8 protein-coding genes and 1 pseudogene are annotated in these 16103 nt (G+C 78.0%); 4 read left to right on the top strand and 5 right to left on the bottom strand.

Annotated features, from left to right (window positions below; genetic code table 11):
- Positions 1-2942, top strand: a pseudogene (locus tag ACFVFS_RS12640) (hypothetical protein); the annotation flags it as partial.
- A gap of 292 nt (positions 2943-3234) precedes the next feature.
- On the opposite strand, the gene ACFVFS_RS12635 reads toward ACFVFS_RS12640, so the two are convergent.
- Positions 3235-4092 (bottom strand): hypothetical protein, encoded by an 858-nt coding sequence (locus tag ACFVFS_RS12635; protein WP_380623161.1) that lies wholly within the window; start codon positions 4090-4092, stop codon positions 3235-3237.
- 706 nt (positions 4093-4798) lie between these two features.
- Here ACFVFS_RS12635 and ACFVFS_RS12630 point away from each other — a divergent pair.
- Complete coding sequence (locus ACFVFS_RS12630) at positions 4799-7810, top strand: BTAD domain-containing putative transcriptional regulator (RefSeq protein WP_380623159.1); 3012 nt, start codon at positions 4799-4801, stop codon at positions 7808-7810.
- Here the strand turns inward: ACFVFS_RS12630 and ACFVFS_RS12625 are convergent.
- On the bottom strand, positions 7799-8281 hold the full coding sequence (locus ACFVFS_RS12625) for a hypothetical protein (RefSeq protein ID WP_380623157.1): 483 nt from the start codon (positions 8279-8281) through the stop codon (positions 7799-7801). The genes ACFVFS_RS12630 and ACFVFS_RS12625 overlap by 12 nt on opposite strands.
- Positions 8282-8554: 273 nt before the next feature.
- On the opposite strand from ACFVFS_RS12625, the gene ACFVFS_RS12620 reads away from it, so the two are divergent.
- The gene (locus ACFVFS_RS12620) at positions 8555-9526 is read left to right on the top strand and encodes a DMT family transporter (RefSeq protein WP_380623155.1); all 972 of its coding nucleotides are present in this window, start codon (positions 8555-8557) and stop codon (positions 9524-9526) included.
- Between the two features lie 103 nt (positions 9527-9629).
- Here the strand turns inward: ACFVFS_RS12620 and ACFVFS_RS12615 are convergent, their stop codons facing one another.
- Together ACFVFS_RS12615 and ACFVFS_RS12610 are read right to left on the bottom strand one after the other, a co-directional pair.
- Positions 9630-12164: an AAA family ATPase gene (locus ACFVFS_RS12615; RefSeq protein WP_380623153.1), complete on the bottom strand. Its 2535-nt coding sequence runs from the start codon at positions 12162-12164 to the stop codon at positions 9630-9632.
- Between the two features lie 197 nt (positions 12165-12361).
- Positions 12362-12880, bottom strand: coding sequence for a DinB family protein (locus ACFVFS_RS12610; RefSeq protein WP_380623151.1), 519 nt, complete (start codon positions 12878-12880; stop codon positions 12362-12364).
- A 362-nt stretch (positions 12881-13242) separates the two neighbouring features.
- Here ACFVFS_RS12610 and ACFVFS_RS12605 point away from each other — a divergent pair, with 362 nt between their 5' ends.
- Complete coding sequence (locus ACFVFS_RS12605; RefSeq protein ID WP_380623149.1) at positions 13243-14055, top strand: class I SAM-dependent methyltransferase; 813 nt, start codon at positions 13243-13245, stop codon at positions 14053-14055.
- Positions 14056-14116: 61 nt separating this feature from the next.
- Here the strand turns inward: ACFVFS_RS12605 and ACFVFS_RS12600 are convergent, their stop codons facing one another.
- Positions 14117-16084 (bottom strand): flavin monoamine oxidase family protein, encoded by a 1968-nt coding sequence (locus tag ACFVFS_RS12600; RefSeq protein WP_380623147.1) that lies wholly within the window; start codon positions 16082-16084, stop codon positions 14117-14119.
- Positions 16085-16103 lie beyond the last annotated feature (19 nt).

Here is a 16103-nt window from a genome sequence, read left to right as displayed (position 1 = left end):
GGCCCGCCGGGGGCGGCGCCGACGCGCCCGCGCCACCGCCGGCGTCCGGTCCCGCGCCGACGCCGGCCGCCCTGCCCGTCCCGGCGCGGGCCGCCGCCCCGGTCCCGGGCCCGTCGGTGCTCCGCGCGGTCGGTCCGCACTTCGTGATCGCGTCGTCCACCGCCCGCGAGGACGAGCTGTCCGCGGCGGTCGGCGCGCTGCGGCCCGTCCCGGACGCCGTCGTGGTGGTCGCCGCCGCGCCCGACTCGGCCAAGGTCCTGCGCGACCGGATGGCCGACCTCGGCGTGATCGCCCGCGCCCGGGGCGCCGCGCACCTGGTGCTCGCCGCCTCCGGCCTGGCCGCGCTCGCCCCCAACGGGCGGCGGCCGGCCGAGGTCGTCGCCGAGCGGGCCGGGGTGCCCGTGGTCGCGCCGGACGGCCTGGTGGAGATCACGCCCGGCGGCAACCTCAAGGTCACCGACCCCGCGGGCGCGGTCGAGGCCTCGTCCTGGTGGCGCTGCGAACCGGGTGAGGCACCGCGCCGGATCAACGACACGATCGGCGCCTCCGCGCCCGCGGCCGCCCCTCCTCCCGTGCCCGCTCCCGCGCCGGTGGTCGCGCCCGTGCCGACGCCCGCCCCCGGTGGCCGGGCCGACGCCGTACGGGTCCTGCGGCTGCCCGCCGGATTCTGGCTCACCGACCGGGGCGACCCGTCCACCACCCCGCTGCCCGACCTCCGGCTGGCCGCCGCGCCGCCCGGCAACGCCGTGGTCCTGATCGGCACCCCGGGCCGGCCGGTCCTGCTGCCCGCGGACTTCACCGAGGCCGTGCTCGCCCTGCCGCTCGGCGCCGACCGACCGCTGGTGAGCGCCCCCTGGGCGGCCCCCGACCAACTCGCCGCACTCACCGGCGCGCTGGCCGCCCGCACGGCCCGGCCGGTGCAGGCCGCGATCGGCCTGCCGGTGCTCGGCCCCGGCGGCCCCACCTCGCGGATCCTGGACGCCGGCGGCCGGGCCGGCTGGGAGCCGTTCCTGCTGCGTCTGGCCACCGCCCCCGGCAGCCCCACCACCCCCGCCGCCTGGCGCAACGGCGGCGCCGACTGGCACACCGACGGGCCCGCCGTCTTCCGGGCCTTCCCGCACTGGGCGCTGGAGGCCGTCCCCGCCGGGCTGTGGCTGCGGCCCGAACCCCCGCACGTCCTGACCCCGCGCTTCCGGCGCCCGGAGGCGGCCCGTCCGCTGCTGATCGTCGGGGAGCGCGACCGCCCGGTGCCCGCCGACGCCTTCGAGGAGCTCGGCGCCCTGCTCGACCGGCTCCCGTCGGTCGCCGCCGAGGGGTTCGGCCTGCTGGTCCACGGGCTGCTGGAACCGGACGTCGAACGCGTCGCCCGCTTCGTGGCGCGGATGCACGAGCTGGAGTGGCTCGGCGCGGAGCAGCCGTTGAACGGGCCTCGGAGCGTGGCCCCGGTGTCGTACGGCATCGGCATCGGCCGCCCCACCGCCGCGCCGCGCCCGGCTCCGACGGCGCCGACCGTCCCGGCGGCCGCGGCGGCCCCGGCGGCCCTCGGAGCGGCCGGCCCCGGGCGGGCCGGCCTGCCCGAGGCGCGGGCCGAGCTCCCGCCTCCCCACCGGGTGCCCGCGGCTCCGGAGCCGGAGGCCGGGGCGGAACTGCCGGCGCGTCACCAGGTGCCCCCGGTGCCCGAGCCGGAACCGTTGCCGGTCCCCCTGCCGACGCCGGTCCGGGCGACCGCCGCCCCCGCCACCGGCAGCTCCGCCGGGGCCACCGCGCCGTCCCGCCGCGCCCCGGAGCCTGCGGGCGAACCGGCCGCTTCCTCGCCTGCCGTCGGCGGTACCGCCGTTGCCGGTGCCGGCGTTGCCGGTGCCGGCGTTGCCGGTGCCGAACCGGCCGCCCCGGCCGCCCCGTCGGCCAGGCCCACCACCGGTGGCGCGCCCCTCGCCTTCCGGGTCCCCGAGGTCCCCCTGGTCGAGCCACCGGCTGGAGCGCCCGCCGAGCCCGACACCGAAGCGCCGTCCCCGACGGCCGCGCCGGAGGAGACGGCGCCCGGGCCCGAACCGGTAGCCGAAGCCGCAGCCGAGCCGGCAGGCGAACCGGCAGGCGAACCGGCCGAGGAGTCGCCGGACGCCGAGGCTTCCGCCGCCCCGCCCCGCCGAACGGCGGCCCGCCACTTCGGCATCGACGACTGCCCAGCACCGGTGACCGGGACCAGTCCCGCCGAACGCGACGCCGTCCGCACCCTGCTCGGTGAGCACTACCACCGCTGCACCGGCCGGCTGGAGCAGCTCGCCACCCGGCTCCCCGGACTGCGCTCCACCTCCCAGGACGACTTCAAACCCGACCTGGCCGCCGTCCTGCTCCACCACACCGACACCGGCATCCCCACGACCCGCGCCGCCCTGGTGGCCGCCGCGCGGTCGGGGGACCCGGAGCTCCGGCCGTTCCTGCACTGCCTCGGCTCCGGCCTGCGCCGGCTGCCGAGCCACCACGGCGCCGTCCTGCTCGGCGCCGGGCCGGGGCCGGACCCGGAGTCCCTGCTGGCCCACTACCCGACCGGCCGGCAGTTCCGCGAGCCGGCACCGCTGACCGGACTGACCGCGCCCGGATCCGAACTCCCGGGCTGCTCGGTGGAGTTCCTCGTCTGGTCGGCCACCGGCCGGCGCACCTCGGTGTTCGACTCCGGCGACGCTCCGGCCCAGGCGGTGTTCCCGCCGGGCACGGCGTTCTCCGTCGTCGGCGTGGTGCCCGCCGACGACGCCCGGCCGGCCTGCGTCCTGCTGCGCGAATCGGGCGGCGACCCCTCCGAGCGCAACCGCAACGCCCTCACCCGCCTCCGCGCCTGGCTCGAGCGCCGCGCCACCATGCCCGCGGCCGAACGCCCCCGGGCCGACTCCCCCGCCCGCTTCCACCTCACCCCGGGCGTCGACCTCGACACCCCCGCCCCCTGAGCCCCGCCCGTCCGGATCTGCAGCGGGGATCCGGACGGGCGGACCGGGGCGTCCGCCACGGCGGTGCCCAGTGCCCGGCCGCCACCCGGCACGGCGGACACCGGTCTCGGTCGACACCACGCGGACCGACCGAAGAACCACCGGCCGCGCGCCCACACTCCCGCGCACGGCATCCGACCGGCGGCACCCCCTACCGGCGCACCCCAAACGGCCCGCCCACCACGCCACCACGACGGGGCACCGCCGAATCCGCGACCGCCATCGCGCACGGCACCCGGCCGACGGCTCCCCCTTACCGCCCGCTCGCCCAGGTCTCGGGGGCCGTCGCCACGGGTGCGGTCAGCGGGGTGCCCGTCACCGCCGGACGGGAGGGCGCGGCGGCGACGGGTGCCGCGGACTCCGCCGGCAGCACCCGGCCCACCGACAGCCTGGCCGCCTGCGGCTGGACGTTCCCGCAATCCCTGCGCACCGCCGGGACGAGGGCCCCGTACTGCCCGGCCCCGGCAGCCGGTACCTCCCCCGCGACGGCCGCCGTGCCCGAAACCGTGCCCGAAACCGTGCTCGCGCCGTACCCGGGCACCCCGCCGTGCGCGGGCACCCCCGGAACCGCCGTCGCCGCGTACGCCGTCCGCGCCGTGTACGCGGGCACGCCGGCCACCGGAGCCGCCGGGACGGCGGCCGCGTCCTGCCCGGCCACCGTCGCCCGGGCCGCGGCCGGGGCCTGACCTCCCACCACGCCGACGGCCCCGCCGCCGCTGGTCCGCATCCCGTCGCGGGTGGCCGGGCCCAGCCCTTCCGTGGGGGACGCCGCCTCGCCCGGGCGCTCGGCGACCGTCGCGGACAGCCGCAGGATGAGGTTGCGCTCGGTGGGGTCGCCGTTGGGCCAGTCGCAGTCCTTGCTGCGCACGATCCGGCTGCGCAGACCGCTCCGCGAGGTCTGCCACGGATACGGCAGCACCCGGACGTTGGGCCGCCAGCCGACACCGGGCACGCAGTGCTGGAGCTCCATCTCCCAATCGTCGGCCCGCACGTCCAGCGAGGCACCGGTCCGCCCCTCCAGCACGAAGGTGCCGTACGGGGTGCGCACCACCACGCGCTGGTCGTAATAGGCGTCCTTGTCGAGGACGGTGATCCGCAGCGGCCCGTTCATTCGCAGCATGGTCGCCCTTCCGGCGTTCGAAGCCCGCGGAACCGCCACAGCCCCGCCACTTCTGTCCACGGCGCATCCGGAGGCCCGGGTTCACGGGCACCCCGCCCCGACCGCCACCGCGGCGGCCGGTGAACCCTTCGCCGCGATCCAACCGTTGAACAGCCGTGACGGGTCGTCCGCACACGGCCCCGAAGTCCGTTCCACCGGCCACGACGGCCTCCGCACCGGCTTCCCGATCGGGCAGGCCGGCCCTCCCCATCGCGCACTCCTCCGCACCCTCCGTGCACGCGCGGTGCACCGGACGGCCGGGCCGACCCGGGACCCTGGTCCCGTCCGCCGCCTTCCCGCTCCCCGGCGGTCCCACCCGACCCACCCGCCACATCCGCCACTCCGCCCCCGCCCCGGCGGGCCCGACCGCCCGGCACCGGAGCCTCGTTCGCCCCCGGAACACGCCGGTCCGGCCGCACCGCCACGGCCGGCGCCGCAACCGCACCGCCCCGGCCGCCGTCCATGACCACCGGGGGATCGGCGCCCGCCCGCCGCCGCGGGGACGGCGGACGGGCTCACGTCAACCCCCCGGGCGGCCCGATCCACACCTTCTCCAAGGCATCCACCGAAGGTCACAAACCGAACATTCGCCGTGGCTAGACTGCGCCCCGCATCGGACGGGAACCCCTCGTCCACCCGCTCTCACCTGGGAGAATCCGTGTTCGTTCGGCTGCTGGGCCCGGTGGAACTGCGGACCCCCGACGGCCGCCCCGTCGAGCCCGCCGCCGCCAAGCGGCGTGCCACGCTCGCCCTGCTGGCACTCGAACTCGGCCGCACCGTGCCGGTCGGACGGTTCTTCGAACTGCTCTGGGGGGACACGCCTCCGGCCCAGGCCCGGGCCGCCCTGCAGGGCCACATCGCGGCGCTGCGCAAGCTGATCGCCGGCTCCGACCTCGTCCTGTCGACCCGTCCGCCGGGCTACCGGCTGGACGGCCCGGCCCACGCGGTGGACTCGCTGCTCTTCGAGCAGCTGGTCGCGCAGGCCGCCGCGGAGGACGCCCCGGCCGGCGACGAGGCGGCGGCCGGTCTGCTGCGCCGGGCGCTCGACCTGTGGAACGGTCCCGAAGCCCTGGCCGACCTGCCCGAGACCGACCTGCGGGACGCGATCGCCGACCGCCTCCGCAAGGGCCGGGCGCTCGCGCTGGAGGCCTGGGCCGAGCGGCTACTGCGGCTCGGCCTCGGGGCGGACGGTGTGTCCGAACTCGACCGCGCGTTGGAGTCCGACCCCTGGAACGAGCCGCTCGCCGCCCTGCTGGTGCTCTGTCTGAGCCAGGCCGGCCGTCCCTGGGACGCGCTGAACACCTATCACCGGACCCGCCGCCGGCTCGCCGCCGACCTCGGCGTCGGCCCCGGCCCCGCCCTGCGGTCGGCGGTCTCCGGACTCCTCACCGAGGAGCCGGCGCGACCGCCGGTCCCCGCGGCCCCCGCAGCCCCCGCCCGGATCATCGGCCTCCCCCGCCAGGGCGGCACCACCGCGGCCGCCGTGCCCGCCACCGCCCCCCGCTCCCCCCACCCGGCCTCGGCGCCGATGCCGTTCGCGAGCTGCAAGCCCACCCCTCGCGCCTCCGGTGCGCGGGGCGAGGGCCGAAGCCCCGGCCAAATCCCGTCCCAGGCGACCGGGTTCACTCCGGCTCCGGCCGCCCACCGCGCCTCTCCCGACCAACTCCCCCGCCTGACCACCGGGTTCGTCGGCCGTACCGCCGAACTCCGGAAACTCGGCGAGTGGTTGCGGCAGGGCGGGGGCATCGGCCAGAGCGGGGCCGTCGGCGTCCTGGTCGGACCGGCCGGCACCGGGAAGACCGCCACCGCCGTACGGTGGGCGCACGAGGCCGCCGCCGCCTTCCCGGACGGGCGGCTCTTCGCCGACCTCAACGGCTTCGGCCCCGGCCGCCCCGCCGAACCGGCCGCCGTGCTCGGCCGGTTCCTCCTCGCCCTCGGCGTGCCGCAGGCCGCGCTGCCCGGCGACCGGGCGGGCCGCGCCGCGCTCTTCCGCTCGCTCACCCGCGAGCGCCGGCTGCTGGTGGTGCTGGACAACGTCCGCGACGCCCGTTCCCTCACCGACCTGCTGCCGTCCGGCCCGTACGGCGCGACCGTGATCACCAGCCGCAGCAGCCTGGAGGACCTGGTGGTCACCGAGGGCGCCGCCCCGCTGCGGCTCGGCCCGCTGCCCGCCGAGGACGCCCGCCGCCTGCTGGAGCACCTGCTCGGCCGCGCCCGGGTGGCCGCCGAGCCCGAGGCCGCCGACCGGCTGGCGGAGCTCTGCGGACGGCTGCCGCTCACCCTGCGGATCACCGCCGCCCGGCTGGCCACCCGCCCCGGCTGGGCGATCGCCGACCTGCTGCCCGAACTCGCCGACGAGCGGACCAGGTTGAACGCCCTGGACACCCGCGGAAGCAGCAGCCTCCGGGCCGCCCTCGACCTGACGCTCGCCCACATCCCGGACACCGCCGCCCACCTGCTGGCCCTGCTCGCCGTCCACCCCGGCACCGAGACCGACGTCCCGGCCGCCGCCGCGCTGCTCGGCGCCGCCCCCGCGGAGGCGGGCGACGCCCTCGCCGCGCTCGCCGCGCACCACCTGCTCACCGAGACCTCCCCCGGCCGCTACCGCCGCTGCGACCTGATCCGCCTGTACGGCACCGAACTCCTCGACGCCCGGCCCGCGGACGAGCGGACCGCGGCCACCGAGGCCCTGGCCGACCACTACCTCGCGGCGGTGGCCCGCGGCGCCGCCCTGCTCCAACCCGCCCCCGGCGCCACCCGGGCGGGCACCGGCGGCGGCATCCGGCGCGCGGTCCGCGCCGTCCGCGCGGGCCTGCCCACCGTCCGCTCGACCCTCGACTGGTTCCAGGCCGAGGAACCCGCCGTCCGCGGCCTGGTCGCCGCCGTCTCCGAGGGCGGCGACGCCCACCGCGCCTGGCAGCTCGCCTACCGCGCCGACGGCCTCTACTACAGCGTCGGCCGCCGCGCGGACCGGCTGGCCTGCCTGCGGACCGGCCTCGACGCGGCCGGCCGCACCGGCGACCCGGCGGCCGTCGCCGCGATGGAGGCCGTGACGGCCCGCGCCCTGAGCGGCCGGGGCCGGACGGCGGAGGCGCACCGGCTGGCCCGCCGCGCGGTCGACCGCACCGACGGGACGGGCGACACCGTCCGGGTGCAGGCCCTCACCGTGCTGGCCGTGACCACCGCGGCCGGCGGCCGGCCGGCCGAGGCGGTCCGCCTGGGCGAGCAGGCGATCGCCCTCGCGGAGGCGCAGGGCCATGCCGAGCACGCCCCCTACGCACTCAGCAACACCGCCGGGCTGTACGGGATGGCGGGCGAGCCGGTACGGGCGCTGCGGCGCGCCCGCGAGGCCCGGGCACTGCTCTCCGAGCACCCGCTGGCCGTCTTCCAGCTGTCCGCGATGATCAACGAGGCGCACGCCCTCCAACTGCTCGGCCGGTCCACGGAGGCGGAGAGCGCCTGGCGGCAGACCCTGGAACGCTGCCGGCTCGCCGGCGCCGTCCACCCGCACGCGGTGGCCGAGCGGCACTTCGCCGACTTCCTGCTGGCCTCCGGCCGCGCCCCGGAGGCGGTCGGGACGCTGCGCTCGGCCCGCGGCCTGTACAAGCGGCTCGGCGACACCTCGGTCGTCCGCCAACTCGACGAACGGCTGCGGGCCTTAGCCGGCTGAGGACCGCCCGGCCGCCGGGTCCCCCGCCCCGGGGTCCACCGCCCCGGGGTCCACCGGCGTCCCCGCCAGCGCCTCGGTCAGCGCGACCACGCCGTCCTCGCCGAAGCGGTGCAGCAGCAGCGCCACCCACTCCACCGCCTGCGCCCGCTCCAGCGGCGTCCACCGCGCCGCCGAGGGGTGCTCGTCGACCACCAGCGCCTCGGCGATCCTGCGCAGCCCGTCCGGGACCACCGTCCGCGGCCCGCGCCGCCCCAGGCCGTCCACGGCCAGCCGGCGGGCGGCCGCGACCACCGCCGCCCCGTCGGCCGGGGGCACCGCCCACCCGCCGACGGCCCGTTCGTCCGCCCCGCCGCGCCCGTCGTCCTCGGCCGGCTCGACCGCCAGCCAGCCGGCGACCAGCCCCCGGATCCCCGCCTCGCCCACCGCTTCCGCCATGGCAGCCAGCTTGCCAGCACCACGTCCCGTGGTCATCACCGTCACGGTGACGAGTACGGCTGCCCGCCCGTCCCGCGTTCACCGCGGCCCCGGCCGGGCCGTCGGCGGCGGGCGGTAGCATCGCCGCATGACCTCGTACTGGCACGTCGTGCTGCCACCGCTGTCCGCCTGACCGGGCGCACACACCGGCAGTCCTGATCCCGCGACCCCGACCGGCCCGCCAGGGCGCCGGGGGTCCGTGTCGTGCGCCCGTTCCGAATCCAGTCCGCCTGCCGGAATCCCGGAATTCGACAACGGAAGTCCACGACTGTGCCGAACCACACCTCCACGCCCGCGTCCCCGTCCGCCTCCGCGTCCGAGCCCGCTCCCGCACCCACCGCCGGGGCCCGCCGTCCCGGCACCCTCGCCGGACCGCTGCCGGTCCTCGCCGCCGCCGTCCTGTGGGGCACCACCGGCACGGCCGGCTCACTCGCCCCCGCCGGCGCCCCGGCGGCCGGCATCGGCTGCGCCGGGCTGGTGCTCGGCGGGCTGCTGCTCCTGCTGTCCGACCGCACCGCCCGCTCCCTGCCCCGGACGTGCACCCCCCGCGAACGGCGGCTGCTGCTCCTGGGCGCGCTCGCGGTGGCCGGGTACCCGCTCACCTTCTACCCCGCCGTGGCCCGCACGGGGGTGGCGGTGGCCACCGTGATCGCCCTGGGCAGCGCCCCGGTCTTCACCGGCCTGCTGGCCTGGCTGACCGGCGGCCCCCGGCCCACCGCCCGCTGGACGTGCGCCACGGCGACGGCCGTACTCGGCTGCGCCCTGCTGGTGCTCGGCCCACGACTCGGCGGCGGCGCCACCCCGATGGACCTGCCCGGCGTCCTGCTGGCGGCCCTCGCCGGACTCTCCTACGCGGCCTACTCGCTCGTCGGCGGCCGGCTCATCGCCCACGGCCACCCGTCCGCCGGGGTGATGGGCGCGATGTTCGGCGCGGCCGCCGTGCTGGTCCTGCCCGTGCCGCTGATCGGCGACCCGCACTGGCCGGCCACCGCGCGCGGGCTGCTCGTGGTGCTGCACCTGGGCGTGGTCACCACCTTCCTCGCCTACCGCCTCTTCGGCCGCGGCCTGCGCCACACCTCCGCCCAGACCGCCACCGCGCTGACACTCGCCGAACCGGCGGTCGCCGCCGTCCTGGGCGTCACCGCCCTCGGCGAACGCCTCCCCGCCGTCTCCTGGTCCGGCCTCGCCGTCCTCACCCTCGCCCTCGCTGTCCTCACCGCCCCCCTCCCCCGCCGCCGCTGACACACCCCACCTCACCCGCCCAGCGCCGCCGACCGCCGCGCCGGGGCTGGACCGGGGCGATCCGCGGCCAACCCCACCACCCTCACCACCGAGGCCGACCACCTCACCCGCCCAGCGCCGCCAACCGCCGTGCCAGGGCCGGGTTGGGGCGGCCCTCGGCGGTGTGCAGCGCGAGGGCGCGGCGCCAGCAGTCGGCGGCCTCCCCGGGGCGGTCGAGTTCGGCGAGGACGGCACCGTTGAAGTCGAGGGCGAGCAGGGCGAGCCGGGTGTCGCCCCGCTCCTCGGCGACGGCGAGTGCCGCACGCGACGCGGCCAGCGCCTCCTCCACCCGGCCGAGGACGCGCAGGGCCTCCGCCCGGCTGAACCGCAGCGCGCCCTGGAGCGGGTCGTCGGGGCGGTCGCGGACGAGGGCGAGGGCGCGGTCGGTGTGGGCGAGGCCGCGCTCCGCCTCGCCGACCCGATGCAGGCAGTGGGCGAGGTGGTCCAGAGCGCGGGCGGTCGACGGGTCGTCGCCGCGCGCCTCGCAGGAGGCGACGACGCGTTCCAGCACGGCGATGGCCTCGTAGCCGCGCCCGGACACCGCGAGGACGCCGGCCAGCGCGGTGAGGCACCGGTCCCGGACGGCGAGGTCGTCGACGCCCGCGGCCTCGGCGACGGCCTCCTCGGCGGTCCCGGCGGCCTCGGCGAAGCGCTTGCGGGAGACCAGGGCGAGGCCCAGGTCGGTCCGCAGCCGGAGCCGGGCGGCCCGGTCCCCGAGGCGTTCGGCCGCCGCCAGGCCCTCCCGGGCGAGTTCCTCCCACGCGTCCGGGTGGGCGCCGTCGCGGTAGTGCAGCGGCCCGCAGCCGTGGGCGAGCCGCCACACCGCCGCGTCGAGGCCGTGCGCGGCACCGGCGCGGGCCAGGGCCGGCAGCGCGGGCCGCACCCGGCGGAACCACGCCGCGGCGCCGCCCCGCTCCCCGCCGCCGCCCGGCTCCCCGGCCTCGGCCGAACCTGCGGAGGCCGCCTCGGCGGTGTCCGCCCACCGGCCGAGCAGCCGGCCCAGCGCGGCCGCCCGCTCCTCGGCCGGGAGCCCGGCGGCGAGTTCGCCCGCGTACCGGCGGACCGGGCCGGGCCGCTCGAACCCGCCCCGCCCGGCCGGCTCCACCAGCCGGGCGGCGGTGAGCGCCGCGAGCAGCTCGCGCGCCCGGGGCTCCGGCACCCCGCCGAGCGCGGCGGCGTCCCGCGCCTCCAGGCTCCCGCCGGGGAGCAGCCCGGTCAGCGCGAGGATCCGCCCGGCCTCCGGCGACAGGGCCCGCAGCGCCACCCGGAGGGCGGCCGCCGCCCCGTCCGGGCCCGCCCGCCGCTCCTCGGCCAGCTCCTCCACCAGGGCGGCGGCGCTGCCGCCACCGGCCCCGAGCCGGGCACCCACCACGCCGACCGCGAAGGGCAGTTGGTCGCAGAGCGCGGTCAGCCGCGCGGCGGCCTCCGGTTCCCGGACGACCGGCCCGGGACCGGCCGCGGCGGCGAGCAGGCCGACCGCCTCGGTGGGAGCCGGGGCGCCGAGCGGCAGCGGGACGGCGCCCTGCCGCGCGACCAGGTCGGCGGTGAGCCCGGAGCGGCCGGTGACCAGGACCAGCACCTCGGGGTGGCCGGGCAGCAGGGGTTCGATCTGTTCGGCGGAGCGGGCGTTGTCCAGCAGGAGCAGCAGCCGGCGGTCGGCGGTCACCGTGCGCAGCAGGGCGGTGCGTCCGGCGGTGTCGGCGGGGAGTTCGCTCTCGTCGGTGCCGCCGACCGCACCGACGCCGAGGTCGCGGAGCAGCGCGGCCAGCGCGGCGGCGGGGGTGAGCGGGGTGGTGTCGTCGTCGCCCCGGAGGTCGACACTGTGCCGGCCGTCGGGGAAGCGGTCGGCGCGGCTGTCCGCCCAGGCGCGGGCGAGGCGGGTCTTGCCGACGCCTGCGGGTCCGGTGAGCAGCAGGGGGCGGCCGTCGGCGGCGGCCGCGGCCGCGTCGAGGCGGGCGAGTTCGCCGGACCGTCCGACGAACCCTCCCGGACCGTCCGGCAGTTCGCCGCTCCGCGCCGCGCCGTTGCGGTCCGCGGGCCGCGCGGGCCGTCCGGGGTGCCGGGCGAGTGCGGCGGCGGCGAGCCGCTCGGCCCGCCGGCGGGCGGCGGTCAGCGGCGGTCCGGCCTCGGCGGCGAGCCGCGCGGAGCCGCACCCGTCGAGGGCGGGCCCGCGCCAGAGGGCGAGTGCGGTGGTCAGCAGGCCCGCGGTGTCGGCGCCGGGCTGCTCGGCGGCGGTGCAGAGCCTCTCGAAGCGGTGGGCGTCGACGGCGTCGGGGTGGCCGAGCAGCGCGTAGCCGTCGCCGCGGGTGACCAGGTGCAGCCCGTCGGGGTCCTCGGGTATGGATCCGGCCGGGGGTGCGCCGTCGGCGGCCGCCGCGAGCAGGCGGCGCACGCCGGTGACGTGGCCCTGGAGGGCGGAGCGGGCGGCGGTCGGCGGGGTGCCGCCCCAGAGCAGCCCGGCCAGCCGCTCGGCCGGGACGGTCCGGCCGAGTTCCAGGGCGAGCGCGGCGAGCAGCGCGCGCCGCTTGGGACCGGGTCGCGGCAGCACCCTGCCGTGGTCGTCCTGGAGCTCGAAGCGTCCGAGCAGATTGATGCGCACTGCCACTCCCACCGCGGTCCGATCAGTCGATCAGGGTGAGAGCATAGGGAATGTCTGGATTGGTCCACACCTTTCCTGGTGAGCGCCCGTTGTCCCGAACTGCGCCGCCCCTCAAGCCCCATGACCAACCGTCGGAACACCCGTCACTCGGGCCACCCGCCCAGGGGGCCGCCGGCCGGGGCCCCCGTCTCCCCCGGTCAGGCGCCGACCTCGCCGTCGATCGCCTCGCGCAGGAGGTCGGCGTGCCCGTTGTGCCGGGCGTACTCGTGGATCAGGTGCAGCATCACCAGCCGCAGCGAGACCTCCGCCCCCCAGCGCGGCTGGTACCCGGTGACGTCCAGCGAGGGGGCCTCCCGCTCGATCCGCCGGGCGTGCTCCACCTCCGCCTCCCAGGCCGCGAAGGCCTCCGCCCGGTCCGCTCCGGCCGTGTCGTAGGCGGCCTGGTAGTCGCCCTCCGGGGACCAGAGCAGCGGGACGTCCTCGCCGTTGACCACCCGCCGGAACCACGTCCGTTCGACCTCCGCCAGGTGGCGGACCAGGCCGAGCAGCGTCAGGGTCGACGGCGGGCTGGACCGCTGCCGCAGCTGCTCGTCCGTCAGCCCGGCGCACTTCATCGCCAACGTCCCCCGGTGGAAGTCCAGGTAGGCCCGCAGCGTCTCCCGCTCACCACCGGTCAGCGGCGGCGCGACCCGCCCGTCCCCCGTGCCCATCCCCATGCCGGCGCTCCTCGTCCTCCGTGGTCCGAACGGTCGTGGTCCGAACGGTTCCGCCGCCCAGTCTTCCAGCCGTGCGGCCCGCCCCGCCCGCCCTTCCGCCCGCCCGGGCGGTGCCTCCGGGGGCCGCGGGAGCGAGGGAGCGGAAATGGAGTCAGTAGGCATGCTCATCATCCCGTATCACTCACAACCCGATTGGCCTGCACGTTGTCGCGCGAAACCACTTCCTTCGGGTAGTTCCGTGGTGGGCGCGTTTGGGTACGTACTGCGGCGCGCGCCCGCGAGGGGCCCGGAGCACCGGCGCTCCCGCCCGTCGCCGCCATCCAGCGGCCGCCGCCACTACACACGAGGAGCCCGAGCGAGCCATGAGCCAGGACCGCATCCCCGGACCGGTACGCCAGACCTACGGCGCCGACGATCTGTCACGGACCGCCGGCTTCGCCGGCGGATTCATCAACTTCGGCGACTGGAGCGGCATCCGCACCGACGCGCCCACTCCGGAGGACCGCGTCCGCAGCCAGGAGGACCTCTACCGCCGGGTGCTGCGGGCCTTCCCCGGGCCGCGGGAGTCGCTGCGGCTGGGCGAGGTCGGCTGCGGGCGCGGGCTCGGCGCGGCGCTCGCGCTCTGCGAGTTCCGCTTCGCGGCGGTGACCGGGGTCGACATCCACCCGGACCAGATCGAGCGCGCCCGCGCCGTCAACGCCCGCGCCCTGGCCACCTTCCCCGACCGGCTGGGCTACTCGCTGGGCTCGGCGGACGACCTGCCGTTCGCGGAGGCCTCGCTGGACGGCCTGTACTCGGTCGAGGCGGCGCAGCACTTCCGCGAACTGACCGGGTTCGCCCACGAGGCGGCCCGGGTGCTGCGCCCGGGCGGGCGGCTGGTGGTCACCACGTTCTTCAGCGCCGACGGGCCGGACGTCGCCGAGCGGCTGAGCATCCTGCTCGGCAGCTTCGCCAACGGGCTGGACGTCGCCCACCCGCTCGGCGCGTTCACCGCCGACCTCGCGGCCGCCGGCTTCACCGGCATCGGCACCGAGTCCATCGGGGAGGACGTGTGGCCGGGGCTGGACCGGTACCTGGAGGGCGCCGTGCCGCGCGGCCACTGGACCCGCAACTTCCTCAGCACCTGGCGCGACGGCCTGCTCGACTACCACCTGGTCACCGCCACCCGCCGCTGACCGGGCGGCCGGAGCGATCCCCGCGCGCCCGGGGATCGTCCGGCTCCCGCGTCCGGCCGCGTCAGCCCTGGTGGACCAGCAGCGCCGTCCGGACGGCCGATTCGAGCGCGCCCTCGACCCAGGCCGGCTTGGTGGAGGTGTGGTCCCCCGCGAAGTGCAGCGGTCCCTCGGAGCCCGGGATGTCCGGGAACAGCTCCGTGTGCTGGCCGGGGAGCAGCACCGAGGCCTCGCCGTAGGCGTAGTGGTCGCGCATCCACGACTGGGTCTTGCCCCTGGCGGTGAAGAACACCTCGCAGCGGCGCCCGAAGACGGCCTGCACCCCGGCGAGCGCCCGCAGGTAGCGCTCCTCGTCGGCGTAGGCGTCCCACTTGAGCGCGTCGTCGGCCCAGCTGTAGGAGGCGAGCACCACGCCGCCCTCGCTGCCCTCCATCGGGTGGGCGTGCTCGAAGTAGACGAACCGGTTGGCGTTGTCGCTCACCGAGCCGCCGCCGCGGATGCGGGCGGCCGCCGGGTCGCCGCCGAACGGCCGGAAGTCCGCGAAGCACGTCCTGAGGCCCTCCGGGACGCTCACCCCGAGGCGCCGCACGGAGTCGTGCGCGCCGAGGTGGCGGCAGTCCTCGACCCGGCCCGAGCGGTAGCGCTCGTAGAGCCCGGCCTCGATGCCGTCCAGCTCGGCCTTCCACTGCTCCTCGCTGAACTCCCACCAGCGGCGGGAGAACTCCAGCAGCACCTTGGTCGCGGCGTCGTAGTGCAGCTCGGTGACGGCGCGCCGCTTGCCGTAGCCGAGCGGCGGTTCGAAGGCCACGTGCCGCAGCCCGGCGAACGGGACGGTGATGATCGCCTCGTCGCCCTCGAAGACCTCGGTGACCCCGCCCCGGCCGCTCTGGCCCTCCTCGGAGACGGTGTGCACCCGGACCCTGCCGCCGTCCCGCTCGATCCGCACCGCCCGCCGGTCGAACCGCACCCGGCCCTTGACGGCCGCGTAGAGGGCGTCGACGAGCCGGGCCGTGCCGCCCTTGATCTCCCAGAACTTGGTCTTCGGGTCGATCAGCGCGGCGGACAGGAAGCTGTGCACGAAGGAGAGGTGCAGCCGGGAGGTGACGTTCTGGAGGGTGCCGACGAGGTCGATGGTCCTGGTGTCCAGACCGGCCTCCTCGGTGAGGTACCGGTACATCGACCAGTGGCCGTAGCGCCGCAGGACGGTGGACCAGCCCTCGACCAGGGCCGCGCCCTCCTTGCCGCGGACCAGCGCGAGCACGGGCTCCAGTGCCTCGGCGTAGATGGCGGCGGCGGTCCGGCCGCGGTTGGGGCCGGTGACGCCGAAGCTCCCGTTGACCTCCCGGGGGTCGGCCTCGTAGTCGGCCCGGCGCACGTGCAGGCCGTTGACGTGGATCCAGGCCCGGTTGGCCCGGACCGACGGGTTCTCCACCTCCACGTCCACCAGCAGGAACTCCTGGCGCGGCAGGTCGTACTTGTCGAGCAGCGCCATCACCAGCGGGTGGCTCTCGGGCAGCCGCATCGCGCCGGCCTCGGCGTACTGCTTCGGGTCGGCGAACGGCTGCTCGCCGTTCTCGTGGCCGCCCTTGCGGAAGGTCTTGATCCGGCCGCCGACCCGGTTGCCGTTGGCCTCGATGACGGTGACGTCGTGGCCCGCCCGGTTGAGCAGGTCCGCGGCGAGCAGCCCGGCCGGTCCGGCGCCGACGATCAGGACCCGCTTGGTCGCCCGTGCCCGCGCGGCCGGCAGGCCGTCCCGGACGATCTTCAGATAGCCGGGGACGAGCGGCCGGTCGTGCTCGTCGTAGACGGCGATCGCGCGGGCCACCGTCGTACAGGCCTGATCGTCGGTGCCCGGGGGCACCTCGGCCGGGGCGACGGCGGGCGCGAGCGCGGTCGCGGGCGCGGCGGAGGCTGCGGTGAGCCCGGCGGCGAGCACCGAGGCCCCGGTCATCGTGACGACGGTGCGCCGCGAGGGCCCGGCGGGCGGAGCGGTGGATCCGGTGCCGGCGGCGTGTGCATCCAAAGTGGTCATGGCGCACCACTCTTGGCGC

Origin of the sequence: Kitasatospora sp. NPDC057692 (assembly GCF_042799475.1) — a bacterium.
Taxonomy (GTDB): domain Bacteria; phylum Actinomycetota; class Actinomycetes; order Streptomycetales; family Streptomycetaceae; genus Kitasatospora.
The sequence above is the reverse complement of the archived record's forward strand: the minus strand, read 5'-3'. Positions and strand labels throughout refer to the sequence as shown.